Origin of the sequence: Streptomyces sp. NPDC091281, from assembly GCF_044757425.1 — a bacterium.
GTDB lineage: Bacteria > Actinomycetota > Actinomycetes > Streptomycetales > Streptomycetaceae > Streptomyces.
On the sequence record NZ_JBIVUY010000016.1, the window covers coordinates 55,691 to 78,511 of the forward strand.

General features: G+C 71.9%; 18 protein-coding genes and 3 CRISPR repeat arrays (1 of these 21 running past the window's edge). Of the genes, 10 read left to right on the forward strand and 8 right to left on the reverse strand.

What is annotated here, in order from left to right:
- Nucleotides 1-79: direct repeats of the CRISPR family, unit length 28 nt; unit sequence GGTCCACCCCCGCACGCGCGGGGAGCAG (it extends 562 nt beyond the left edge of the window).
- Nucleotides 80-969: 890 nt separating this feature from the next.
- On the forward strand, nt 970-1,284 hold the full coding sequence (locus ACIQPQ_RS33325; protein ID WP_401311481.1) for an ATP-binding protein: 315 nt from the start codon (nt 970-972) through the stop codon (nt 1,282-1,284).
- Here ACIQPQ_RS33325 and ACIQPQ_RS33330 read toward each other — a convergent pair.
- Nucleotides 1,262-1,978, reverse strand: a complete 717-nt coding sequence (locus tag ACIQPQ_RS33330; RefSeq protein ID WP_401311484.1) for a 2'-5' RNA ligase family protein — start codon at nt 1,976-1,978, stop codon at nt 1,262-1,264. The two genes, ACIQPQ_RS33325 and ACIQPQ_RS33330, sit on opposite strands and share 23 nt — an antisense overlap.
- Nucleotides 1,979-2,174: 196 nt before the next feature.
- Between ACIQPQ_RS33330 and ACIQPQ_RS33335 the strand changes: the two genes are divergently transcribed.
- A complete protein-coding gene (locus tag ACIQPQ_RS33335) occupies nt 2,175-2,459 on the forward strand; it encodes a DUF397 domain-containing protein (protein WP_401311487.1) in 285 nt (94 codons plus the stop codon).
- A 408-nt stretch (nt 2,460-2,867) separates the two neighbouring features.
- On the opposite strand, the gene ACIQPQ_RS33340 is transcribed toward ACIQPQ_RS33335, so the two are convergent.
- Nucleotides 2,868-3,356, reverse strand: coding sequence for a hypothetical protein (locus ACIQPQ_RS33340; RefSeq protein ID WP_401311490.1), 489 nt, complete (start codon nt 3,354-3,356; stop codon nt 2,868-2,870).
- Between the two features lie 183 nt (nt 3,357-3,539).
- A CRISPR array of direct repeats spans nt 3,540-5,218; the repeat unit is 29 nt; unit sequence GGGTCCACCCCCGCACGCGCGGGGAGCAG.
- Nucleotides 5,219-5,746: 528 nt separating this feature from the next.
- On the opposite strand from ACIQPQ_RS33340, the gene casA reads away from it, so the two are divergent.
- The 8 genes from casA (at nt 5,747) to ACIQPQ_RS33380 (ending at nt 18,119) form a co-directional block, all read left to right on the forward strand.
- On the forward strand, nt 5,747-10,747 hold the full coding sequence (gene casA, locus ACIQPQ_RS33345) for a type I-E CRISPR-associated protein Cse1/CasA (RefSeq protein ID WP_401311493.1): 5,001 nt from the start codon (nt 5,747-5,749) through the stop codon (nt 10,745-10,747).
- Nucleotides 10,744-11,577 carry a type I-E CRISPR-associated protein Cse2/CasB gene (gene casB, locus ACIQPQ_RS33350; protein WP_401311495.1) on the forward strand — a complete coding sequence of 278 codons (834 nt, stop codon included), beginning with the start codon at nt 10,744-10,746 and terminating at the stop codon, nt 11,575-11,577. The genes casA and casB overlap by 4 nt, the downstream gene beginning before the upstream one ends.
- The gene (cas7e, locus tag ACIQPQ_RS33355; RefSeq protein ID WP_401311498.1) at nt 11,574-12,845 is read left to right on the forward strand and encodes a type I-E CRISPR-associated protein Cas7/Cse4/CasC; all 1,272 of its coding nucleotides are present in this window, start codon (nt 11,574-11,576) and stop codon (nt 12,843-12,845) included. Before casB ends, cas7e begins: the two co-directional genes overlap by 4 nt.
- The gene (gene cas5e / locus ACIQPQ_RS33360; protein ID WP_401311500.1) at nt 12,842-13,717 is read left to right on the forward strand and encodes a type I-E CRISPR-associated protein Cas5/CasD; all 876 of its coding nucleotides are present in this window, start codon (nt 12,842-12,844) and stop codon (nt 13,715-13,717) included. Before cas7e ends, cas5e begins: the two co-directional genes overlap by 4 nt.
- Before the next feature lie 2 nt (nt 13,718-13,719).
- Complete coding sequence (cas6e, locus tag ACIQPQ_RS33365) at nt 13,720-14,424, forward strand: type I-E CRISPR-associated protein Cas6/Cse3/CasE (RefSeq protein WP_401311503.1); 705 nt, start codon at nt 13,720-13,722, stop codon at nt 14,422-14,424.
- A 3-nt stretch (nt 14,425-14,427) separates the two neighbouring features.
- A complete protein-coding gene (gene cas1e / locus ACIQPQ_RS33370) occupies nt 14,428-15,393 on the forward strand; it encodes a type I-E CRISPR-associated endonuclease Cas1e (protein WP_401311506.1) in 966 nt (321 codons plus the stop codon).
- Entirely contained in the window at nt 15,390-15,740 is a 351-nt protein-coding gene (gene cas2e / locus ACIQPQ_RS33375; RefSeq protein ID WP_401311509.1) for a type I-E CRISPR-associated endoribonuclease Cas2e, read from the forward strand. Before cas1e ends, cas2e begins: the two co-directional genes overlap by 4 nt.
- A 303-nt stretch (nt 15,741-16,043) precedes the next feature.
- Nucleotides 16,044-17,354: direct repeats of the CRISPR family, unit length 29 nt; unit sequence CTGCTCCCCGCGCGTGCGGGGATGGACCC.
- 126 nt (nt 17,355-17,480) lie between these two features.
- On the forward strand, nt 17,481-18,119 hold the full coding sequence (locus tag ACIQPQ_RS33380; protein ID WP_401311511.1) for an HAD family hydrolase: 639 nt from the start codon (nt 17,481-17,483) through the stop codon (nt 18,117-18,119).
- Between the two features lie 796 nt (nt 18,120-18,915).
- Here ACIQPQ_RS33380 and ACIQPQ_RS33385 read toward each other — a convergent pair.
- The 6 genes from ACIQPQ_RS33385 to ACIQPQ_RS33410 all read right to left on the reverse strand — a co-directional run bounded on the left by ACIQPQ_RS33385 (nt 18,916) and on the right by ACIQPQ_RS33410 (nt 22,543).
- Nucleotides 18,916-19,227, reverse strand: coding sequence for a hypothetical protein (locus tag ACIQPQ_RS33385; RefSeq protein ID WP_401311514.1), 312 nt, complete (start codon nt 19,225-19,227; stop codon nt 18,916-18,918).
- Between the two features lie 88 nt (nt 19,228-19,315).
- Nucleotides 19,316-19,492 (reverse strand): hypothetical protein, encoded by a 177-nt coding sequence (locus tag ACIQPQ_RS33390; RefSeq protein WP_401311516.1) that lies wholly within the window; start codon nt 19,490-19,492, stop codon nt 19,316-19,318.
- Entirely contained in the window at nt 19,489-19,851 is a 363-nt protein-coding gene (locus tag ACIQPQ_RS33395; RefSeq protein WP_401311519.1) for a hypothetical protein, read from the reverse strand. The genes ACIQPQ_RS33390 and ACIQPQ_RS33395 overlap by 4 nt, the downstream gene beginning before the upstream one ends.
- 58 nt (nt 19,852-19,909) lie before the next feature.
- Nucleotides 19,910-21,160, reverse strand: a complete 1,251-nt coding sequence (locus ACIQPQ_RS33400; protein ID WP_401311522.1) for a helix-turn-helix domain-containing protein — start codon at nt 21,158-21,160, stop codon at nt 19,910-19,912.
- A gap of 164 nt (nt 21,161-21,324) precedes the next feature.
- Entirely contained in the window at nt 21,325-21,879 is a 555-nt protein-coding gene (gene cyaB, locus ACIQPQ_RS33405) for a class IV adenylate cyclase (RefSeq protein WP_401311525.1), read from the reverse strand.
- A 226-nt stretch (nt 21,880-22,105) separates the two neighbouring features.
- Complete coding sequence (locus tag ACIQPQ_RS33410; protein WP_010353923.1) at nt 22,106-22,543, reverse strand: hypothetical protein; 438 nt, start codon at nt 22,541-22,543, stop codon at nt 22,106-22,108.
- Nucleotides 22,544-22,821: the final 278 nt, after the last annotated feature.

The window sequence follows — 22,821 nt, forward strand, 5'->3', positions numbered from 1 at the left end:
CGCACGCGCGGGGAGCAGAAGGGGATGCGCCGCAGCCTCGACGAGCTGACGGGTCCACCCCCGCACGCGCGGGGAGCAGTCTCTGTGAGCTGGGCCTTTGCTAGTGCTCAGCCGCTGAATTGACAAGGATCAGAGAATCGGACATTCGGCGCAGAGTGTCTTTTCGGGGGAGGCTGGGTCCTCGGACGGTAGCTGTGCCTGGTAGTCCCCTGAGGCTTAGGCGAGGCCGATAGCATCCTCGATGGCGTTGTAGCAGAGCTAGGCAGCCTACGTCGGGACGATGCCGGTTCTTCGCGCCGCGGGGTGCGGAGAAGTGCTGCTCAGCAGCGGGGCATTGCGCGGCCGGTGCACCCAAACACCACTGATTACGACCGCAGTTGTGCGCGGCCTGTTCATGTAGGGCTGACACGTGCATCAGGCCGCAGCCTATTGCGTCGTGGTGCCGATGCGGCGGGCTTCGATCCGAATCGCTTCGGGTGAAGGCGCCAGCGTTCAGGGAAGCCAGGCGAACGGCACGTGCGTCCGCGGCCTATGGGGTTAACTACCGGCCGTCGAGACCCTGATCATCATCACGAAGCTGTCCGCGGCTTCGGTGAGCAGCCGTGAAGTGCGCACGAGCTGAGACCAGTTGTGGAGCGGATCCATGAGGGGCCGAGCTGCGTCGCGCCCCAAGGCCCCCCGTAGACGCCCGCGCCTCCACGCCGTAGCCACGCCATTCGGCCGCCGTCTGCTCCCGTCCGAACGGCGGAGAGGCGTCGGCCGGGCGACGTAGAAACGCGCGTCGGGTCAGCGGAACGTAGGGGCATGCCCGTTCGTACCACTGGAAGAGCGACCGTGAAGCTGAACGAGTCAGGCCCGGTAGTTCACAGCAGTCCATGCAGGGTGTTGGTGCCTCTGGCCGGTCGCCGTGAGCCCCTCGCCAGGGCTCGCCCCAGGATTCGCAGGGAGTTGGCCGGCGTCGTGCCCTGTGTGGATGACCTGCTGCTGATCCTGTCCGAGCTGGTGGGAAATGCCGTACGGCACACGGCTGCCGGGCCCGACTGCCTGACCGTCGAGGTCGACGCGGATCGTGTGATCGTCGCGGTCCACGACCCGGAGGCTGACGGCGGGCCGGTGCCTCCGTCGGAGTCTGCTGGCGATCCGCTTGCGGAGTCCGGCCGTGGACTGTGGTTGGTGCAGGCGCTGGCACAGTGCTGGTACGTGGAACGTACCGCCGTCGGCAAGGCGGTCGTCGCCGTGCTGCCGTGCGGAAGTCCGTCGGTCAGCCGAGGGGCAAGCCCTTGACCACGTCCCACCGGTAGGCGCGCCCCTCGCGCCGCAGCTCCACCAACTGCACTTCCTGCACGTACAGTTCGACCGGCGGAAGCCCTCGGAGCGGGGTGACGGCCTTGATGATCGGCCCGGCGGGGCGGGACCGGTTGTTGTAGGCGAGGCTCAGGTGGGGGCGGAACAGGGCGGTCGGCTTGCGCGGGACCACTCCGTTCAGGCGCATGGCTTTGCTGAGAGCCGCGTGCAGGGCGAGGACGGGAACCCAGGGCGTGACTGTCAGGCGAACGGCGCCCCGAGATCCCGCGAGCGGCACGGCCTGTAGGCCGAAGGACGCCGGTAGCAGGGGCATCGCGGCGCTGACGATGTCGTCGAGGAGACCCGGCGCGAGCGTCGAGGCGGAACCGACACGGGTGAGTGTGATGTGCAGCCCGTCGAGAGGTACCGGATCGAGCCCGAGGGGTGCGAGGTGCTGCTGGCAGTGACGGGCGAGGCCGGTCAGAGCCTGGTTGTCGGTGAAGGTGAGCATCCAGTAGTACGCGCGTGTCCGCGCCGTCCAGCCGGGGCGGTCCCAGTGATCGACCATGGTCTCCACGGAGTCGAACGCCGCGTGGTCGCACGCAACGATCGCCGCTGGGTCGCTCGGGTCGGCCGGTGGGCGGGCCGGGAAGGCGGCAGGGTCGGCGCTGAGTTGGACGTGCGGCCAGGGCACCCGTGAACTCCTCCGTCATCACACCGCCTTGGCGGGCGGCAGCCGACAGCCCCAAGCGCGGAGCTGCTCAACAACTCCATGTACCTGGAGTCCGAGAGTGACGTCCACACCTACGTGGCCCTCTTCGACCAGCTCAGGACCATCGCCCTCACCCCGGCCGCCACATCCGTACCGGCAAGGAGCCCGCAGCGTAGGCATGAACCAGCCCCGACGCTGCCGACCCGAGGAACTTCAGCAGGCGCGGTGGCGGAAGAGCTTGTTCAGCGGAGGCGCCAATGACTGCGTCCAGATTGCCGAACTCGGTTCCTGCGTGGCGGCGCGTGACTCCAAGGATCTCGGAGAACCACCTTTGATCTTCAGCTGTGTTGCTCTGCTGGACTTGATGGGCCAGTACGTCGCGTGCGGAAGGGCGTTGGCTGGGCCCCGATGCCAGCGGGTTGCCCACCGGGGGCGGGAAGAGCGGCGAGGCGGAAGCAGGTGAGGCTGCTCTCTCCTACTCGTCTCAATCCAGTTGGGTACGGGCGAATAGGGCGGCTCGGGTACTGCGGTGAATCTGGCCGTGCCTGGCGCGCGAGTATGTTCCGTCCGTGGAGGACGAGCAGATCATCATCAAACTCACCCCGGATGAGGCGCTGGTCCTGTCGGACTGGTTTGAGCGGGTGCAGATGACCGACTTCAGCCGTCTCATCGACCACGAAGCCGTGTAGGCCCCGATTCACAGACTCGCGGGGACACCGGACAACTCCTTGCCCGGGATCTTCGCAGCAGACTACGCGGAGCGTCTGAATGCGGCGCGGAGCAGGCTGCGTTCGCGCGACGACACCTCTGGCGAGGCGGGCAGTTCTGACTGACCCACGGCAGCGCACGAAGCCTGTGCGCGAGCTCGTCGTCAGGTGTCGTACAGACCGTCCCAGGGAGCAGAGAAGCCGAGGCGATCGGGATAGAACTCGGCCCAGTCGCCGTCGCCTTCACCGTCCTCGTGGCGCTCAACAACCAGACCGAAGACCACACCGTCCACGGTCAGCCGGAACGGACGGATCGCGATATCCCCGAACTCGCGCTGAGAAAGGCCGTCGAGCAGTGCTGCCATCCGTGCCTCGGCTCGGGACGAGACGGAGTCCGGGCCGTCAGGCTTTCGCCGCTGCTCGGCCCACGTGCCCGCGCACCAGACATCCGAGTCGAGGTGATGGCCCTCGGAGTCGAAACGGTGGAGGACGACATAGAGCCGCTTACTTTCCTCCCACCCGTCCCCGCGCCTGGACCCGTCCGGAAAGGCATAGGTGATCGAGGCGAAGAACTGACCTCCCGCATACCGCCCGATGGTCTCGGTGCGGTAGCCAGGTTCGTGGGCGATCGGGATGACCTCGGGGACTGCCATGGAGAAACTCTAGACGCACGCCGAGGCCCACCAGTCGGCGCAGATTCACCGCAAGCATCGGATGCGGGCCACCCACCCACTAGCTCGTCTCCCGAACGACCAGACTGCTGGCGGCCCGAGCGCTTGCGAGCTTCGTCGCATTACGCTCGCTGATTCGCTGGTGCGGCCCGGAGACATTTGGGCGGGTCTAGCCCCGCATGCGCGGGGAGCAGTCGGAGGCCTGGGCAGCGGACACCGCGAAGACGGGTCCACCCCCGCACGCGCGGGGAGCAGGCGGTGAGGAGGGTGCCGAGGTTGCCGATGCCGGGTCCACCCCTGCACGCGCGGGGAGCAGACCGCGGCCTCCGCCTGCGGCGGGACCACACCGGGTCCACCCCCGCACGCGCGGGGAGCAGGGGTCGTCCCGCCACCCGAGCCTCCGCGAGGCGGGTCCACCCCCGCACGCGCGGGGAGCAGCCCCACACGGACTCCCCGAAGAGCTGGCGCAGGGGTCCACCCCCGCACGCGCGGGGAGCAGACCGTGGGGTACACCTCGGTCTCCAGGAACCTGGGTCCACCCCCGCACGCGCGGGGAGCAGTTCTGGATGGTGCTGCGGCCCACGCTGAGGGCGGGTCCACCCCCGCACGCGCGGGGAGCAGATGCTCAAGACCCCGACCGTGTGGCCCGGCCCGGGTCCACCCCCGCACGCGCGGGGAGCAGCTTGCTCGGGGAGAGATCCGGGCGACAAGGGCGGGTCCACCCCCGCACGCGCGGGGAGCAGACCGCCGGTACCCAGGCCCTCAACCCGTACGATGGTCCACCCTCGTACGCGCGGGGAGCAGTGGTGGGTGAACAGGCTCTGGCCGGTCATGTGGGGTCCACCCCCGTACGCGCGGGGAGCAGTGGTCGGGCTTCTCGCCGAACAGCGCGGCGACGGGTCCACCCCCGCACGCGCGGGGAGCAGCTGTCCGCGGACATGGCGAACTTCTCCAAGACGGGTCCACCCCCGCACGCGCGGGGAGCAGGCCCACACGGTCACCTTCACCGGGCACCTCCCGGGTCCACCCCCGCACGCGCGGGGAGCAGCAGGGCCTCGGCGGTGGCGTTCGTCAGGTCCGGGGTCCACCCCCGCACGCGCGGGGAGCAGCTGCTGGAGACCTTCAACGAGTACTCCACCCAGGATCCACCCCCGCACGCGCGGGGAGCAGCTCATGACACAGCACCCGTCCGCCACCCCGGAGGATCCACCCCCGCACGCGCGGGGAGCAGCCCAAGCACGGCTACCCCGGGTCGGACAACCCGGATCCACCCCCGCACGCGCGGGGAGCAGCGAACAGGGCCGTGGCGGCGTTGAGACGCGTCGGATCCACCCCCGCACGCGCGGGGAGCAGGACCACGCCCGCTGACCGGAGTCCTCGACGCTGGGTCCACCCCCGCACGCGCGGGGAGCAGTCGGTCTTCCTCGACCCGGCCTGGGACCGGTCGGGTCCACCCCCGCACGCGCGGGGAGCAGACCACGCCCATGCCCCGGTACGGGTCGATCGGGGGTCCACCCCCGCACGCGCGGGGAGCAGGACGACGGCGGTGACGACGAGGGCGCCATACTCGGGTCCACCCCCGCACGCGCGGGGAGCAGGAAGGAGGTCGAGGAGACCGAGAGCGCGCGCCTGGGTCCACCCCCGCACGCGCGGGGAGCAGTCCCAGCACTGCACCAGCTTGTCCCGCCACAAGGGTCCACCCCCGCACGCGCGGGGAGCAGACCTTGACGGCGATGCCGCGCTGAAAGAGGTCGGGTCCACCCCCGCACGCGCGGGGAGCAGGTAGTCGGTCTCGTGCCCCTTGAGGCGGGGGTCGGGTCCACCCCCGCACGCGCGGGGAGCAGTCTTCGTGACCTGGGCCTTAGCTAGCTACCCGGTGCCTGGTTGGCAAGGATCAAAGGAAAGGTCATTCGAGGCAAAGGGGATGTCCTTCAGGTATCGGTCATGCCTCCGCGTGCGGCATGAGGCCGTCCCCGAGTCGAGCTTCGTCGACGTGGTGTCCGGGAACCGCTGCCGATATCAGAGCACACCCGAGCTGGTGCGGAGAAGTTCGAGAACGGACGCTCCTTTATTCCGGCTCGCCCCGACTCGCAGAAGGCGCCGCCCCAACGCAATCTCTCAATGCGTCGCACCGTGAACCGTGTCGGTGTCGTCTGCTGCCTCGATGTAGCCCTCCAGGTACGGAACTTGTGGGTCGGTAAAGGGGAAGGGGAGCAGTGCCCGGCTTGCTCGTGCACTTCTCCCGCGCGGCAGCGTCCCTCAATGGCGACCTTTGCGCCGCAAAATGAGCGATTCTGACTGTCCTGGACGTGAATTGATCATCAAAGGCATATGCCCTCTCTGCCGCTCCAAGCTCCGCTTGAATAACCGCCGTGTCCGCCCCGAAACCCCAGTCCGACGCCCTCGGAGACCGCCTGCGCGGCGCCGCCCGTACCGTGTGGGCCAAGCATGAGCGGGCCACCTCGAAGTGGCTGCCGTTGTGGCGGCACATGGCGGACAGTGCTGCCGTTGCCGGGATGCTGTGGGATCACTGGCTGCCCCGGAACGTCAAGGAGTTGATCGCCGAGCCGTTTCCCGGTGGGGAGGGCGACGGGCGGCGGGTGTGCGTGTGGCTGGCGGGGACGCATGACATCGGGAAGGCCACGCCCGCCTTCGCCTGCCAAGTAGATGAGCTGGCGGACGTGATGAGTGCCGCGGGGCTCACGATGCGGACGCGTAAGCAGTTCGGCGACGACCGGCAGATGGCCCCGCACGGGCTCGCCGGACAGGTGCTGCTGGCCGAATGGCTGGAGGAGCGGCGGGGCTGGACCCGTAGGGCCTCCGCGCAGTTCGCCGTCGTCGCGGGCGGGCATCACGGCGTACCGCCCGATCACAGTCAGATCCACAACCTTGACGCGCACCCTGAACTGCTGCGGACGCCGGGCGAGGCGGAAGCGGTGTGGCGGCGCGTCCAGGGCGAGTTGCTGGACGCCGCCGCCGACGTCTTCGGTGTCGACGGACGGCTCGTCCACTGGAGGAGCGTCAAACTCCCGCAGCCCGTCCAGGTGTTGCTGACCGCGATCGTCATCGTGAGCGACTGGATCGCCAGTAACCCGGATCTGTTCCCGTACCTTCCCGAGGAGCAGCCCCGCGGTAATGCCGAGCGGGTGGCGGCAGCCTGGCGGGGGCTTCGGCTGCCCGCGCCCTGGGCGCCGACCGAACCGGTCGAGGAGGCGGCGGAGTTGTTCGCCGGCCGCTTCGCCCTTCCGCCCGGTGCCACCGTGCGGCCCGTGCAGGAGCAGGCCCTCGCTCTGGCCCGGGGCATGGAACAGCCCGGCATGCTGATCATCGAGGCGCCCATGGGTGAGGGCAAGACCGAGGCGGCCCTCGCCGTCGCGGAGGTCTTCGCGGCCCGCTCGGGCGCGGGCGGCTGTTACGTCGCGCTGCCGACGATGGCGACCGGCAACGCGATGCTCCCGCGGCTCCTGGACTGGCTCGAACGGCTTCCGGCCGACACCACGATCACCGACCGGCTCCCGCCCGACGTGGCGACGGCGGACGCGCAGTCGGAGTCACCAAAGCCTGCCCCACCGCTGTCCCCCGCCTCACCGCAGCCAGCCTCACGGACTCCCGCTCCGCCCCAGCGTTCGGTCTTCCTCGCCCACGCGAAGGCCGCGCTGCAAGAGGACTACGCCGCGCTCATGCGCGACAGCCACCGCACCATCGCCGCCGTCGACGCGTACGGCGCCGACGAACGCCCCACGAACGCCGATCCGACCACCCGAGCCACCCCCACCACCCGTACTACCCCCACCGCCCCCGCCGACCTCGTCGCCCACCAATGGCTGCGCGGCCGGAAGAAGGGCCTGCTCGCCTCCTTCGCCGTCGGCACCATCGATCAGCTCCTGATGACCGGCCTCAAGAGCAGGCATCTCGCGCTGCGGCACCTCGCGATGGCCGGGAAGGTCGTCGTGATCGACGAAGTGCACGCCTACGACGCCTACATGAACACCTACCTGGACCGGGTGCTGTCCTGGCTGGGCTCGTACCGGGTGCCCGTCGTCGTGCTCTCGGCGACGCTACCGGCCTCTCGCCGACGGGAGTTGGCGGTCGCCTACGCCGGAAGCAGCCGCGGCGCGAACGTGCTCGACGGCGGCTCGGCGGGGTACCCGCTGCTCACGGCCGTCACCCCTGGCGCCGAGCCGGTCACCGTCTCACCCGCCGCCTCCGGCCGCCGTACCGACGTCGCGGTGGAGTGCCTCGCGGACGGCGACGACGTACTGGCCGATCGCCTCGCGGAAGAACTCGCCGACGGTGGCTGCGCGTTGGTGGTGCGCAACACCGTCGACCGGGTGACCGACACGGCCGCCGCGCTCAGGGCCAGGTTCGGTGCCGAGCACGTCACCGTCGCGCACGCGCGCTTCGTCGACGTCGACCGGGCCCGCAAGGACGCCTCCCTCCTGGCCCGCTTCGGCCCTCCGGACCGGGACGGCGCTTCACCGCACCGTCCCCGTGCCGCGCACATCGTCGTCGCCAGCCAGGTGGCCGAGCAGTCGCTCGACGTCGACTTCGACCTCCTGGTCACCGACCTGTGCCCGGTCGACCTGCTGCTCCAGCGGATGGGGCGCCTGCACCGCCACCCGCGCGGCGACGGGCAGAGCGGACGCCCGCCCCGCCTGCGCCGACCGCGCTGTCTGGTCACCGGCGTCGACTGGGACACGGCGCCTGCGCCCACCCCCGCCAAGGGCTCCCGCACGGTCTACGGCCCGTATCCGCTCCTCCGTTCCCTCGCCGTGCTCGCCCCGCACCTCAACATGCAAGGCAGAACAGGCAAGTTGAGCGGTCCGGGTACGCCGGGCCGACTGGTGCGGCTCCCGGAGGACATCAGCCCGCTCGTCCAGCGGGCGTACGGCGCCGACGACCCCTGCCCGCAGGACTGGGAGTCGGCCGTCGGGCCCGCCCGAATCCTGCACGACACCACCCGCGACAAGCAGCGGCAGGCCGCCGAGGTCTTCCGGCTGGACGAGGTGCGTACCGCAGGACGGCCGCTCATCGGCTGGCTCGGCGCGGGTGTCGGTGACGCCGACGACAGCCCGGCCGGACGCGCCCAGGTCCGGGACAGCCGGGAGAGCCTGGAGGTCGTCGTCGTGACGCGCCGCCCCGACGGCACCCTCGGCACCCTGCCCTGGCTGGACCAGGGCCGCGGCGGACTCGACCTGCCCACCGACGCCGTACCGTCCCCGCGCGCGGCCCGCGCCGCCGCCGCGAGCGCCATGCGGCTGCCGTACCACTTCTCGTTCCCCGAGACGGCGGACCGTGCCGTCGCCGAGCTGGAGGAGCTGTACGTCCACGCCTGGCAGGAGAAGGAAAGTCACTGGCTCGCCGGGGAGTTGATCCTCGCGCTCGACGAGGACGGCCGGGCCCGACTCGCCGGATGGCATCTCGCGTACGACCCCGAGGAGGGACTGCTGGTGACCCGCGAGAAAACGCCGCTTCGGCCCGGCGCGGAGCCGAGCGCACCCGGCGGAACGGTGGGGGAGCCGGCGCAAGGGGTGTCCGGGACGCCCGTACGGCCGGTCTCGGAGGCGGCGTCCACAGCGCCGTTGGAGGCGTACTCCGCGCCGGTGCCCGAGCCGTCGGCCGGTGAACCCCCGTCCTCCGACTCCTTCGACCTCACCCGCCAGCCCTGGCTGCCCGTACAACTCCTCGACGGTTCCGAGTGTGAGCTGTCCCTGGTGGACGTGTTCGACCGCGCACCCGAGATCCGTCGGCTCGCCGGGGATCTGCCGACCCAGGAATTCGCCCTCACACGGCTGCTGTTGGCGATCCTTCACGACGCCCTCTCCGACGCCCGATCCGACGACGTCCCCGACGCCGACGGCTCACGGAAGGGCGCGGCGCCTGCCGACGCCGACGCGTGGGAGCGGCTGTGGCTGGGGGAGACGCCGTACGCCGCTCCCGTCGCCGCCTATCTGCACGCGCACCGCGGCCGTTTCGACCTTCTCCACCCCGAACGCCCCTTCTACCAGGTCGCCGATCTGCGCACGGCGAAGGACGAGGTCTTCTCCCTCAACCGGATCGTGGCCGACGTGCCCAACGGCGAACCGTTCTTCAGCATGCGGATGCCGGGAGTCGAGCGGCTCGGCCTGGCGGAGGCGGCCAGGTGGCTGGTGCACGCGCAGGCGTACGACCCGTCGGGCATCAAGTCCGGTGCCGTGGGCGATCCGAGGGTGAAGGCGGGCAAGGGGTATCCGCAGGGGGTGGCGTGGGCGGGCGCCCTCGGCGGGGTCCTCGTCGAGGGCGACACTCTCCACGAGACCTTGCTGCTCAACCTGTTGGCCGCCGACACGGTCGGCCTGCACGCCGACCCGGCCGACCGGCCCGCCTGGCGCGCGGAGCCATGCGGCCCCGGCGAAGCCGCTGACCTCGCCCAACGCCCTTACGGGCTACGGGATCTGTACACCTGGCAGTCGCGCCGTATCCGCCTGCACCACGACGCCGACGGGGTGCACGCCGTCCTCCTCGCGTACGGCGACCGTCTCGAACCGCACAACCGGGTGCGCCACGAACCGATGACGGGCTGGCGCCGCAGTCCCGCGCAGGAGAAGAAGCGCGGTGAGGCGCTCGTCTATCTCCCGCAGGAACACGATCCGGCGCGCGCGGCCTGGCGCGGCATGGAAGGCCTCGTCCGCGGCGGCCGGGAGGCGGGGACGGCGCAGGGCCGGGACGGTGCCTCGCGCCTTCGGCCCATGGTCGTCGAGTGGATCGCCCGCCTCGCCACCGAGGGCTTTCTGCCCCGCGGCCACCTGATCCGCACCCGCGTCACCGGCGCCCGCTACGGCACCCAGCAGTCGGTGATCGACGAGGTGGTGGACGACGGGGTCCTGATGCCCGTGGTGCTGCTGCACCGCGACGACCGGCGGTACGGGGAGGCGGCCGTGGCCGCCCTGCACGACGCGGAGAAGGCCGTCGGCCACCTCGGCGACCTCGCCGCCGATCTCGCCCTCGCCTCCGGCACCGCACCCGATCCGCGCCGCGACACCGCGCGCGACCTCGGATTCGGCACCCTCGACACCCCCTACCGGCGCTGGCTGCGCGACCTGGGGCCGTCGGCCCGCCCCGATGAGCATCGAGACCGCTGGAGACGGGAGTTGGGCCGACTCGTCGGTGAACTCGGCACCGGCCTGCTGGACGCGGCGGGACCGTCCGCCTGGGAGGGCCGTGTCGTGGACGGCCGCGGCGGACCGCGCTGGCTCAACGACGCCGCCGCCGAACTCCGCTTCCGCAGACGGCTCGACGCCCTCCTCACCACCGCCGACGAGGACGGCCGCCCCGACCCCTCGCCCACCTCCACCTCCACCCCCGCCCCCGTATCCGTGGAGTCGCCGCTGTGACCGCCGGCCTTCCCGTCACCGAACCCGCCGCCGAACCCACTTCCGCAACCGAACCCACCACGGCCGCATCCTCCGGCCCCGCTCCCGCTCGTGCCCTCGCGCCCGAACCGGCGACCCCTGCCTCACGACAGGGACCCCTCGGCCTGGTCGGCAGCGCCGTCCACCAGCACATCACCGCGCTGCAACGGGGCTACATGGCCGACCAGAGCGCCGCCGTCGGCACCGTGGCCCGCCTGCGGCGCGGTGTCGGCCGCCCTGCCGGTGAGATCGCCGACCTGTGGGGCCTCATCGGCACCGAACCCCTCTACGAGCGGTACGAGCGCGGGGAGTTGAGCGAGGAGTCCGTACGCCAGGCGGAGGAGGCGGCGTACGCGGCCGTCACCCTCTGGTCGCTCCACCAGCAGTCCCACCACACCTCCCGCATGCACCGCAGACCCGGCCCCGAACTCGGCACCGCCGTACGCCGCTTGGCGCCCGGGACCGAGATCGACGAGCCGACCCGCAAACGCTTCGTGCGGGTGGGAACGGCCGCCACGCCCGTGATCCTCGCCGGGCGGCTCCGCGACCTGGTGCTCCTGCTGCGCCGCGCGGCGATCCCGCTCGACTACGGCCTGCTGGCCGACCAACTGGTCACCTGGCAGCGGCCCGACGGCCCACCGAAAGTACGCCGCTCCTGGGGGCGCTCCTTCCTCGTCGTCCCCCGGCGCCCGACCGGCGACGGCTCCGCACCGACCGCGGAGGACCGGGAGGCCGCGGCCACCCTGCCCGGCGACGGCCCGCCCGCCCCGCACGACGACGACCCGACCATCCCGGAGGACGACACCCCGTGAGCCGCACCATCATCGACGTGCACGTGTTGCAGACCGTGCCGCCGAGCAACCTCAACCGGGACGACACCGGCACCCCGAAGACCGCGGTCTACGGCGGGGTCCGCCGCGCCCGCGTCTCCAGCCAGGCGTGGAAGCGGGCGACCCGGCGCGCCTTCCAGGACCTCCTCGACCCGGACGAACTCGGCGTCCGTACCCGCCGGGTGGCCGAACTGCTCGCCGAACGGATCACGGCCCTGCACCCGGAGACCGACACGGCCGCGGCCCTGACCATGGCCGCCGAGACGCTCGCCGCCGCGACCGGCTCGAAGATCGAAGTGCCGCGCAGGAAAGCCGAGTCGGCGAAGCGGAAGGGCGAGCCGGAGCCGCCGCCGGAGTCCTCGTACCTGATGTTCCTCAGCTCCCGCCAACTCGACGGCCTGGCCCGTCTCGCGATCGAGGGCGCCGACGACATCAAGGCGTACCTCAAGGTCAAGGCGAACAAGGAGCAGGCCCGCCGGATCGCCGACACCCGGCACTCCGTGGACATCGCATTGTTCGGGCGGATGGTCGCGGACTCCGCCGACATCAACGTCGACGCGGCGGCCCAGGTCGCGCACGCCATCAGCGTCCACCAGGTGGAGAACGAGTCCGACTACTTCACCGCCGTGGACGACCAGAACGAGCGGGACGACGAGTCCGGCGCCGGGATGATCGGCACGGTCGACTTCAACTCCGCGACCCTGTACCGCTATGCCGCCCTCGACGTGGACCGGCTCCGCGACAACCTCGGCGCCGGACTCCGTGCCGACCAGCCGCTCGACGAGCCGGTCCGCCGGGCGGTCCGGGCCTTCCTGCACGGCTTCGTCGCGTCGATGCCCACCGGCAAGATGAACACCTTCGGCAACCACACCCTCCCCGAAGCCGTACTCGTCACCCTCCGCTCGGCCCGGCCCATCAGCTTCGTCGCCGCCTTCGAGGAACCCGTCCTCGCCCCCCAGGGCTCCGGCGGCCACCTGCGCGGCGCCTGCGCCCAACTCCTCACCCACGTATCGGAGATCGAGAAGGCGTACGAGGTCACCGACGACCCGAGCTGGGTCCTCCGCGCCGGTACGGCCACCGAGCCACTGGCGGCACTCGGCGCCGAGGTCACCATCGGCGGCCTGCTCGACCGCGTGAGCGACGCGGTGGCCGAACGCCTGGGCCCGCGCGTCCCGGAAGCCCGCACCGCCGAGGCCGGTACCGCCGAGGCCGGTGCCGCCGCACCCCTCCCCGCGGACGCGCCCGCATGAGCGGACGTACCGCCGCCCCGACCGCAACCAGCCCCGCCGCGCCCGGACGCACCGCTGCCCTGCCCGGACCCGCGTCCGCCGCGACGACCGCGCATACCGCCGTCCTGACCCTGTGCCTGGCGGGCCCCCTCCAGTCCTGGGGCGCGTCCTCGCGCTTCGCCCGCCGTGCGACGGAACGCGCCCCCACCAAAAGCGGGGTACTGGGCCTGCTCGCCGCAGCCCAGGGCCGCGACCGGGCCGCGGACCTCTCCGACCTGGCCGCCCTCAAGTTCGCCGTACGCCTCGACCAACCCGGCACCCGCGTAAAGGACTTCCAGACCGCGCACCACGCCGACACCGGCAAGGCCATGCCCGTGTCCGACCGCTTCTACCTCGCCGACGCGGTGTTCGTCGCCGCGGTGGAGGGCGACCCGGCCCTGATCCACGCCCTGCACAGTGCCGTCCGGGCCCCCGTCTTCCTGCCCTTCCTCGGCCGCCGCTCCTGCCCGCCGTCCCGCCCCGTCGACCTCGGCGTCCACCGCGGCCGTCTGGGACGGGCGTTGCGCGCCGAGCCCTGGCAGGCGTCCCCCTGGCACCAGAGCCACCGCAAGCGGGAGGGACGCGTGGAACTGGAGGTGATCGCCGACCTCACCGCGGCCGTGGACGGCCCCGGCCCCGGCACCGACCCGGCTGACGGCGCGGCGTACCGCCCCGGCGCCGTCGGTGACGCCCTGCGCGACCAGCCGCTCAGCTTCGACCCCCGCCACCGCCGCTACGGCCTGCGCGAAGTCCGCACGACCACCGTCACCGTCGCCAATCCGCGGAGCGTCGGTCCGCCCGGCCGGACCTTCGTACCGCCGCCGCACGATCCGATGGGGCTACTGGAAGAGTGACCATGTTCCTGACCCGATTCCGCCTCAACACGGCGCGGGTGGGCGCCCGTCGGCTGCTCACCTCGCCCCAGAGCATGCACGCCGCCGTGATGGCCTCCTTCGCCGAACCGCCCCAACACCGGGGCGAGGGACCGCGGGTGCTGTGGCGCCTCGACCACCAGTCACGCAGCGAAGTACTCCTGTACGTCGTCAGCCCCGACCGTCCCGACCTCACCCACCTGGTGGAACAGGCCGGTTGGCCGACGACGGGCGGCTGGCAGACGAAGCCGTACGCGCCCTTCCTCGACCGGCTCGCCACCGACGACACCTGGGCGTTCCGGCTCACCGCCAACCCCGTGCACAGCATCCGGCGGCACGCCGCGGAGCCGACCAAACGCACCGCCCACGTCACCCCGCACCACCAACTGGACTGGCTGCTGAGGCGGCAGACGGACGCGGGGTTCGCGGTCGTGGAGCGGCCGGAGCCCTCGCCGGACGGTCTCCCCGGTGCCTGGCACGAAGTCGTCGTGCACCATCGCGACGACCTCGCGTTCCGCAAGCGCAACGAGTCCGAGACCCGCGCCCACAAGGTCACGCTGACCCGCGTCACGTACGACGGACGCCTCCGCGTCCTCGACCCCGAAGCGCTCCGCCACACCCTCACCTTCGGCCTGGGCAAGGCCAAGGCGTACGGCTGCGGCCTCATGACCCTGGCCCCCGCGGAGTAGCCGATGACCACGATCGGCAGCCGCCCCGCCTCCGCACCCCGGCAGCTCACCCGCGTCGGCGACCGCCTCTCCTTCGTCTACCTCGAACGCTGCGTCGTCCACCGGGACGCCAACGCCCTTACCGCCGAGGACGCCGACGGGGTGCGCCACATCCCGTCGGCGACGATCGGCACCCTGCTCCTCGGCCCCGGCACCCGCATCACCCACCAGGCCATGGCGGTCCTCGGCGACAGCGGGGCGGTCGTCGTGTGGGTCGGCGAGAACGGCGTACGTTTCTACGCCGGCGGGCGCGCCCTCAGCCGCTCCTCCGCCCTGGTCGAGGCGCAGGCCGTGGCGTGGGCGAACCAGCGCACCCGGCTCGACGTCGCCCGCGCCATGTACCGGCTCCGCTTCCCCGACGAGGACCCGGCCGGGTGCACACGGCGCCAACTCCTCGGCCGCGAGGGCGACCGGGTCAAGCGCTGCTACGCCGAGCAGGCCGCCCGCACCGGCGTCCCCTGGCGCGGCCGCCGCTACACCCCCGGCGACTTCAGCTCCGGAGACGCCCCCAACCAGGCCGTCACCGCCGCCGCGCAGTGCATGTACGGCATCGCCCAGACCGTCGTCGCGGCCCTCGGGTGCAGCCCCGGGCTCGGCTTCGTCCACTCCGGCCACGAACTCTCCTTCGTCCTGGACGTGGCCGACCTCTACAAGACGGAGATCGGCATCCCCGTCGCCTTCGAAACGGCCGCGGAGAGCCCCGAGGACATCGGCCCGCGCACCCGGCGGGCCCTGCGCGACCGCATCCACACCACCGGCCTCCTCGACCGCTGCGTACGCGACATCCAGACCCTCCTCGCCCCTGCGGGGCTGGACCTGGCGGACGACGGCGACCGCGTCACCCTCCTCTCCGACCGAGGAGAGACGACCCCCGCGGGCCGCAACCACGCCGACGAAGACCCCCTGGCCCGGTCAGGCGTCATCTGGTGACGGTCATCGTCCTCACCCACTGCCCCGTGGGCCTGCGCGGCTTCCTCACCCGCTGGCTCCTGGAGATCTCCCCCGGCGTCTTCCTCGGCTCCCCCTCCGCCCGCGTCCGCGACGCCCTCTGGGACGAGGTCCGCCAACACGCGGGCAACGGCCGCGCGTTGCTCGCCTACGCCACCGACACCGAACAGGGCTACACCTTCCGCACCCACGACCACACATGGCACCCCATCGACCACGAGGGCCTCACCCTCATCTTCCGCCCGACAGACCGCCCGACACCTTCCACCCCTCCACGGGGCTGGAGCAAGGCGTCGAAGAGACGGCGGTTCGGGGGTGGGGGGACGTAGGTGGGTGGGTGGGTGGTGGGGGTGGGGGAGCGGTGTGTACGGGGGCGGTCGGCGTACAACTACGAGCGCTGGTGGCGGAGTTCGTGCTGCAGGGCTGGACGAGCTGGGGCAGTTGGCAGGGCATGCCTGGTTGGCTCTAAGCAGGATCTCGAATAGCTTCACCGGGCAACGTCAACACGACGCCGAGTGGTTGGGAGGCTTGCCCCTTTCTGCTGCGATAGATCCCTTTCATGTCGGATGTGCTTTTCTGTGAAGCTTGCCAATCGGACACCCACCCCGCGCTAAAACCCCAGCTCACGAAGACTGCTCCCCGCGCGTGCGGGGATGGACCCGTCGCCCCGCAACTCACGCCGCCTCCAGCCGACTGCTCCCCGCGCGTGCGGGGATGGACCCCTCCGGGAGCTTGAAGCGCTGCCCAGCGGGCCCTGCTCCCCGCGCGTGCGGGGATGGACCCTGCCCACGTCGTCCGCGACCATGCCGAGCCTGCTGCTCCCCGCGCGTGCGGGGATGGACCCAAGGTGGTGATGAGGAGGCTCCAGGCCAGGACCTGCTCCCCGCGCGTGCGGGGATGGACCCGGCTCGCGCTCGGGCAGATCTACCGGGGTCAGCTGCTCCCCGCGCGTGCGGGGATGGACCCATCCGCAGCGCGCGGCTCGTGGAGGTCTCGCACTGCTCCCCGCGCGTGCGGGGATGGACCCAGGCGGTCGCGCGGGATCCGGTTGAGGGGCCGGCTGCTCCCCGCGCGTGCGGGGATGGACCCATGGCGACCACGAGACTGGGCAGCGTCGACGACTGCTCCCCGCGCGTGCGGGGATGGACCCCAGGGCCGCGCCGTGAACGTCCTGATGTGGCACTGCTCCCCGCGCGTGCGGGGATGGACCCGGCCGTCGTCGCCGGGGACGACGCGCGCAGTGCTGCTCCCCGCGCGTGCGGGGATGGACCCACCGCCGGTGCGCGGGGTGCCGACAGGAGCAGCTGCTCCCCGCGCGTGCGGGGATGGACCCCTCGACACCACCACCCCCGGCGGACGGCTCGTCTGCTCCCCGCGCGTGCGGGGATGGACCCTCGGTCGTACGGATGCCGTAGCGGAGGGCATCCTGCTCCCCGCGCGTGCGGGGATGGACCCTGACCAGGTCCTGCAAAGCGGGGGTCAGTTTGCTGCTCCCCGCGCGTGCGGGGATGGACCCCACACGGCCAGCGTCGGACGTCTCAGCGACATCTGCTCCCCGCGCGTGCGGGGATGGACCCTCCGGCAAGACCGGCCGCGGCCGCCCCGCCGCCTGCTCCCCGCGCGTGCGGGGATGGACCCCTGGAGTACGTGTACGACGGGTCCACGTGGATCTGCTCCCCGCACGTGCGGGGATGAACCCACGCCCTTCCCCTGCTGGCTGTAGAGGTAGCCCTGCTCCCCGCGCGTGGGGGGATGGACCCGGCAGCCGGATCCAGACGCCGCGCAAGGTGGGCTGCTCCCCGCGCGTGCGGGGATGGACCCTTGTCGTCCGCGACGACGGCCGACAAGTCCTTCTGCTCCCCGCGCACGCGGGGATGGACCCCAGTCGACTTTGCCGGTCTGCTGCACCCAGACCTGCTCCCCGCGCGTGCGGGGATGGACCCGCCCTCACCCGCGCCGAGCAGAAGCTGAACACCTGCTCCTCACGCACTCAGGGATTGATTACGCCTCGGCCACCCGTAGCTGAAAGGCAGCCGTTCGTCATGCCCGGGCCCGGCTACCCTCGCACCATGATTCGTGCTGTAGCCCTCGACGTAGGCGAGACGCTGGTCCGCGACGATCGCTACTGGGCATCGTGGGCGGACTGGTTAGCTGTGCCGAGGCACACCCTCTCCGCGTTGGTCGGTGCGGTTGTCGCCCGTGGTCTCGACAATGCGGAAGCTTTGCGTCTCGTGCGCCCAGGCATCGACGTTGTGGCCGAGTATCGTGCCCGGGAAGCCGCTGGCCGAGGCGAGTATCTCGACGAGTCCGACCTGTACCCCGATGTTCGGACCGCGCTCACAGCTCTGCGTGCGGCGGGGGTTCGTGTGGTTGTTGCGGGAAACCAGACGGAGCGCGCGGGCGAGTTGCTGCGCGGCCTCGGCCTGCCTGTCGACCTGGTCGCCACGTCGGAAGAATGGGGCGTGGCGAAGCCGGACCGGCGCTTCTTCGAGAAGGTGCTCGCCGCGGCCGGTATGCCGCCACGGGAGACGGTGTATGTCGGTGACCATCCGGCGAACGACATCGGTCCCGCGGTGGCGGCCGGGCTGCGGACCGCGCATCTCCGCCGTGGCCCCTGGGGGCACCTGTGGGCGGACGGGCCGGAGGCAGCTGCGGCGGACTGGCGGATCGACAGCCTTACGGAACTTGCAGCGCTCGCTCGTCGCTGAGTAGAGGGCAGAGCAGCGTATTCCGCCGCCTTTCCCCATCCGGACGTCCCGCCGACATACCGGTGAGGTCATCCCGCCGGATTGGGCGGGCGCATGGGCGCAGATGCTGCCGCGCCAGACCAGCTCGAAAGCTGGTCGCCCCAGCTCCGGCCGGGGTCTTAGCCTCTCCGGCAGCCCAATCGGGCAACGTCACCACGACGGCCTGCGGTTGGGTCGCTTGAACCCCCTCCGGAAAGTAAGCCGCTTTAGTGTGGAATGCCCTTTTCCTTGAACCTTGCTGATCGGACATCCACCCCGCGCTAAAGCCCCAGCTCACGAAGACTGCTCCCCGCGCACGCGGGGATGGACCCTCCGGCGTCGGCCACACTGCGGGCACCCTCAACTGCTCCCCGCGCACGCGGGGATGGACCCGACTCCCCGCTCAAAAGCGGTCCGGTGGGTCTCTGCTCCCCGCGCACGCGGGGATGGACCCCAAGCACGCGAACTGGACGGAACCCCTCCTCGCTGCTCCCCGCGCACGCGGGGATGGACCCCCCGAGCTGGCCGCCGCCGGGCGCAACCTGCCCTGCTCCCCGCGCACGCGAGGATGGACCCTGGCAGCCGCCACAGCCCGGGGCTGGAAGCTGCTGCTCCCCGCGCACGCGGGGATGGACCCGTCCACCGGTGCTTGCCGTCGGCGCGGTCGACCTGCTCCCCGCGCACGCGGAGACAGACCCCACAACGTCGCAAACTGGAGACGCGTGCTGGCCTGCTCCCCGCCCCCGCGGCGATGGCCCCTGACGCACCAAGCCCCGGTCTACAGCAGGCGGCCGATCCGTTCCGGCAGGTACAGCTGACGGGTGCGATGCTCGGCCCACAGCGTCGCGGTTCCGTCGTCGGCGCGGGCGTAGTGCGGGCAGATCTCGCAGCCGTCCCCGTCGCCGTGCGGGGGCGGCACCTCGTCGGGGTGCTCGGCCGCGATATGCCTGGCCACTGCCAGCTGCTCCACCCAGCCCCCGGGCGGCGCGGCGTAGGCATCGGCCAGCGTGCGCAGCAGGCTCGTGCAGGTGTCGCATGCCCGCATGAAGGGGGGTGGGGGCGGCAGGACGCCGGTGGGGGTGGGGTGCATTGTTGTGTCCTCTCGCGGGCGGTCGCCCCCGACGGGGGATAGGGGCGACCGCGCGGCCCGCTGCCGGCGCGGCCGGGAGCGGGGGGCTTCACCAGCGGGTGACGGGCGGGTACGGGTACTCGTGGCCGTCGCCCTCGCTGTCGGAGGCGTGGTCCTTGAAGCGGGTGCAGCGTCGGCCGGTGGTCCCGTACTCGGCCCAGCAGTAGCGGTGCCCGTTCGGGACTCGCTCGGCGGGCTGCTGGAGGGGCGTTGTGCGGCCGTTCACCGGTTGCCCGCCCGGATCACCCGGTACAGGGCCCGCCCGGTGTCGCACGGGCTGGCGCCCTGGCAGGTGCTGCACTCGGTGGAGTGGTCGAAGAGGACGCCCTGCGCGGCCCGGCCGAGACAGGTCGTGCATGCTCGCGGGAACGCGGTGCGGTCGCCGACGCGGCGTCGGCCGAGGCCGACGGCGGTCTCCGGGGACAGTGCCTCCCCGCCCCACACGCAGACGTGCCCGTCGAGCTGCCGCTCCGACAGTGCGGTCGGGAGAGGCAGCAGGGCGACGGCGTCGACCGTCGCCCTCCCCACTTTCACGGTTGCGGGCTGCATCGGGGTCGCCTCCACGGTCACGGTGATCCGGCTCACAACCGTGACCGTACGAGCGGTTTCCGTGCGTCGGGGGCACAGTTCGTACCCCCTCCTGTCACGCCGCCAGCAGCCCCAGCTTCACCGCCAGCTCGGACGCCCGACGCCGCCGCTCGGGGGATCGCGCTTCCGCCTCCTCAAGCACGATCCGCTTCGCGTAGCCGTTGTACCGGATCGTCTCGGGCGCCGCCTCGTGTGCCTGCGCCAGCGTTGCCAGCGCCACGTCCGGCTGCCCGTCCAGCTGGTACGCGCGCGCCGCCTCGATCCGGTGCCGGGCTCGACGGGGCCGGGACGGGATCACGTCGGCGTCCGCCGCCGCGGCCTGCCGCACGGACTCGCCGCCCGCGTGCAGCTCGACCGCGACCGTCGTGGCGTGCGCCCCGATGATCGCCTGAGAGAAGCTGGTGACGGGGTGGTAGTAGTCGTCCGGCAGACGGTCGGACATGGCGCGCGCCTGGTCCCAGTACCGCCACGCCGTGCCCGTCTCCCCGCGGCGGGCCGCCGTGTACCCGGCCTCGAAGGTGAGGGCGCCCGCGATGGCGAGGACCTCGTCCGCCGCGTCGGGCAGGAGCGGCCCGAGGTAGGTGAGGGTCTCCAGGGTGATCGCGTCCGCGGCGTCGAAGTGGCCTGGCCCGGCGTCGCGGTGGGCCTGCGCGGCGAGCCAGGCGGCGACGCCGATCGCGTGCGGGTCCTCGGACTCCTGGGCGGCGATGAGACCGCGCTCGGCGACCCGCCACAGGAGTGCGGCGTCGGGCTGGTAGGAGACGAAGAACTGGGCGAGGGAGTACACCTCGGCGAGGATCGCGTGCGTTGCCCTCCGGTCCGCGCCGCTGTCGGCCTGCCGGACGGCGGCCTGGGCGTCGCGGATCAGGTCGGGCAGCAGTGCGCCGATGACGTCCCGGTGATGGGGTGAGCTGTGGCGGGCGGCCCAGGCGGCGGCGAGGCGGGCGCGGAGGTGCGCGGTGGGGGGCGCTTCTCCGTGGGCGGTGAGAGGGAAGGCGTCGATGGCGGCCTTGACGGCGGGGAGGCGGGGATGGCCGGGCCCGGTGAACAGCAAGGTGTGGACGGACGGGTCGCCGGTGAGGTCGGCGAGGTCGCGGACGCGGAGGATCTCGGCGAGGCGCAGCACCATGTCCAGCTTCGGGGACTTGAGCCGCCCGGTCTCGACGCCCTTGACCCAGGACCCGGACCGTCCGGCGAGCCCACCGAGCTGGTCGCGGGTGAGGCCGCGCCTCGTGCGGAGGATCTGGAGGCGTTGTCCGAATGCGATGGGGTCGGTGTAGGGGCCGGGGGTGCCAGCAGATGGCATGGTCTCGCCCTCCTCTGCGCGGGTCGCACTGTCAGGGTAGGGGGGAGACCTTTTTGATGGGCGGGGTCGGGCGATCGCGCGGACCCGCCGATGTACCGACGGCACTTCGGCGGCTCCCTCCCGCGGACATGACGAAGGGTCAGCCACTACATCCTGCCCAGGTGTCAACCACGCCCGGCGGCCACAGCTCCGGTGTACGTCTCCCTCGTCAGGTCTTCCGCACCGATGCCGAGGTCGGCCAGGACCGCCCGTACGTCGCCCAGGGCGGGGGCCACCTCGTCCTCGGGCACGATCGTCTCGACCTCGATGAACGTTCCGTCGATCTCCGGCACCTGTACCAACGTGGCGAGCATTCGTCGGCCACCTGACTCGAACTCGTAGTTCCTGCACCGCTTCTCGAACGCGATGACCTTGACGTAGCCCAGTCCGTCGAGGATGGCGTGGGCCGCCGCGGTGTCGGTGACGGCTGTCTCGTGCTCGGGCTTCGACCCGGACTCCTCGTCGACCGCCGCGCCCTTGAAGGTGAGCAGCGTGCGCGTCCCGTCCGCACCGAGCACCGTACGTACCCGAAGTTCCTCGTCCGCCTTCTCCAGCGACCCGTCCGGCCGGTCGTAGTACGTGTCTTGGTAGACCTCGACCCGTGCGGTCGCCCGCGCCTCCAGGCGCCGCATCACGGTTTCGGGCGAGTGGACCCGCGCTTTCAGCTCGGCCTCGATCACCGATGCCTCCCCTGCTCTTCAACTCCGCCCAGGCCGCGCACCCGGCGTACCGGCAGAGCCTCGAACGGCTGCGGGGGACGGGGGTTCTCGTCGGGTCCTGCGGACCACGCGGGCCGAAGGCGGGCGGTGGCGCCGACCGCACACCGACCCATGACGAAGGCGGGGTCCGAGGACCCCGCCCCTGTTCGTTGTGCGTGCTGGCCCGGTCCGGTGGGGGACCAGTGGGTCAGGGCCACACCAGGCAGTACGGCTGGTGGCCCGCCTCGTGCAGGCGGTGGCTGAAGTCCTGCCATTCGTGCAGGAGTTGGTAGACGTTGAACGCGTCGCGCGGGCCGCCGCGGTCCGGGACCGTGGACCAGATGAAGGCCGCCGCGCCCACCGCCTCCTCGCCGATGTCGCGGAGCGGGTCCACGACCGTCATGGGGAGCTTGACCACCGCGTAGTCGGGGTGCAGGACGACCAGTTCCAGCGGCGGGACCTTGTGCAGCGGCACGCCCTCGATGCCGGTGAGGACCATCGCGGCCATCGTCTCCGGCTTGATCTTGGTGAACATGCCGTTCATGCCCAGCTCGTCGCCGCCGAGTTCCTCGGGGCGCATCGAGATCGGGACGCGGGCCGCGGTCGCGCCGTCCGGCGCGCCGAAGTACTTGTACGTCACCCCCACCCGACCACCATTCCTGCTCCCGGCCCGTACGCCCTCGACCACGCGGTCGAGGCGATCGGACTCACTGCGTCCCCCGACGATACGGTCCAGACGCTCGGTCTCGCTCCGGCGGCCCCTCGCCCTCCGCTCGGGAGGACCGGAACGATCGGGAAGACCGGAACGGTCGGGAGGACCCGGACGGTCGAGGGCACTCGGACGGTCGAGGGCGCCAGGACGGTCGACGGCACCCGGACGCTCGCCCCGTTCGGGCTCACCCACGCCTCCCGGCCCCGCCGCGC

Excerpts from the sequence above, each read along its gene's own strand:
- ACIQPQ_RS33335 (WP_401311487.1), top strand. The coding sequence starts at position 2,175 with ATGAACCAGCCCCGACGCTGCCGACCCGAGGAACTTCAGCAGGCGCGG.
- ACIQPQ_RS33340 (WP_401311490.1), bottom strand. The coding sequence starts at position 3,356 with ATGGCAGTCCCCGAGGTCATCCCGATCGCCCACGAACCTGGCTACCGC.
- cas5e (WP_401311500.1), top strand. The coding sequence starts at position 12,842 with ATGAGCGGACGTACCGCCGCCCCGACCGCAACCAGCCCCGCCGCGCCC.
- cas6e (WP_401311503.1), top strand. The coding sequence starts at position 13,720 with ATGTTCCTGACCCGATTCCGCCTCAACACGGCGCGGGTGGGCGCCCGT.
- cas1e (WP_401311506.1), top strand. The coding sequence starts at position 14,428 with ATGACCACGATCGGCAGCCGCCCCGCCTCCGCACCCCGGCAGCTCACC.
- ACIQPQ_RS33380 (WP_401311511.1), top strand. The coding sequence starts at position 17,481 with ATGATTCGTGCTGTAGCCCTCGACGTAGGCGAGACGCTGGTCCGCGAC.
- ACIQPQ_RS33385 (WP_401311514.1), bottom strand. The coding sequence starts at position 19,227 with ATGCACCCCACCCCCACCGGCGTCCTGCCGCCCCCACCCCCCTTCATG.
- ACIQPQ_RS33400 (WP_401311522.1), bottom strand. The coding sequence starts at position 21,160 with ATGCCATCTGCTGGCACCCCCGGCCCCTACACCGACCCCATCGCATTC.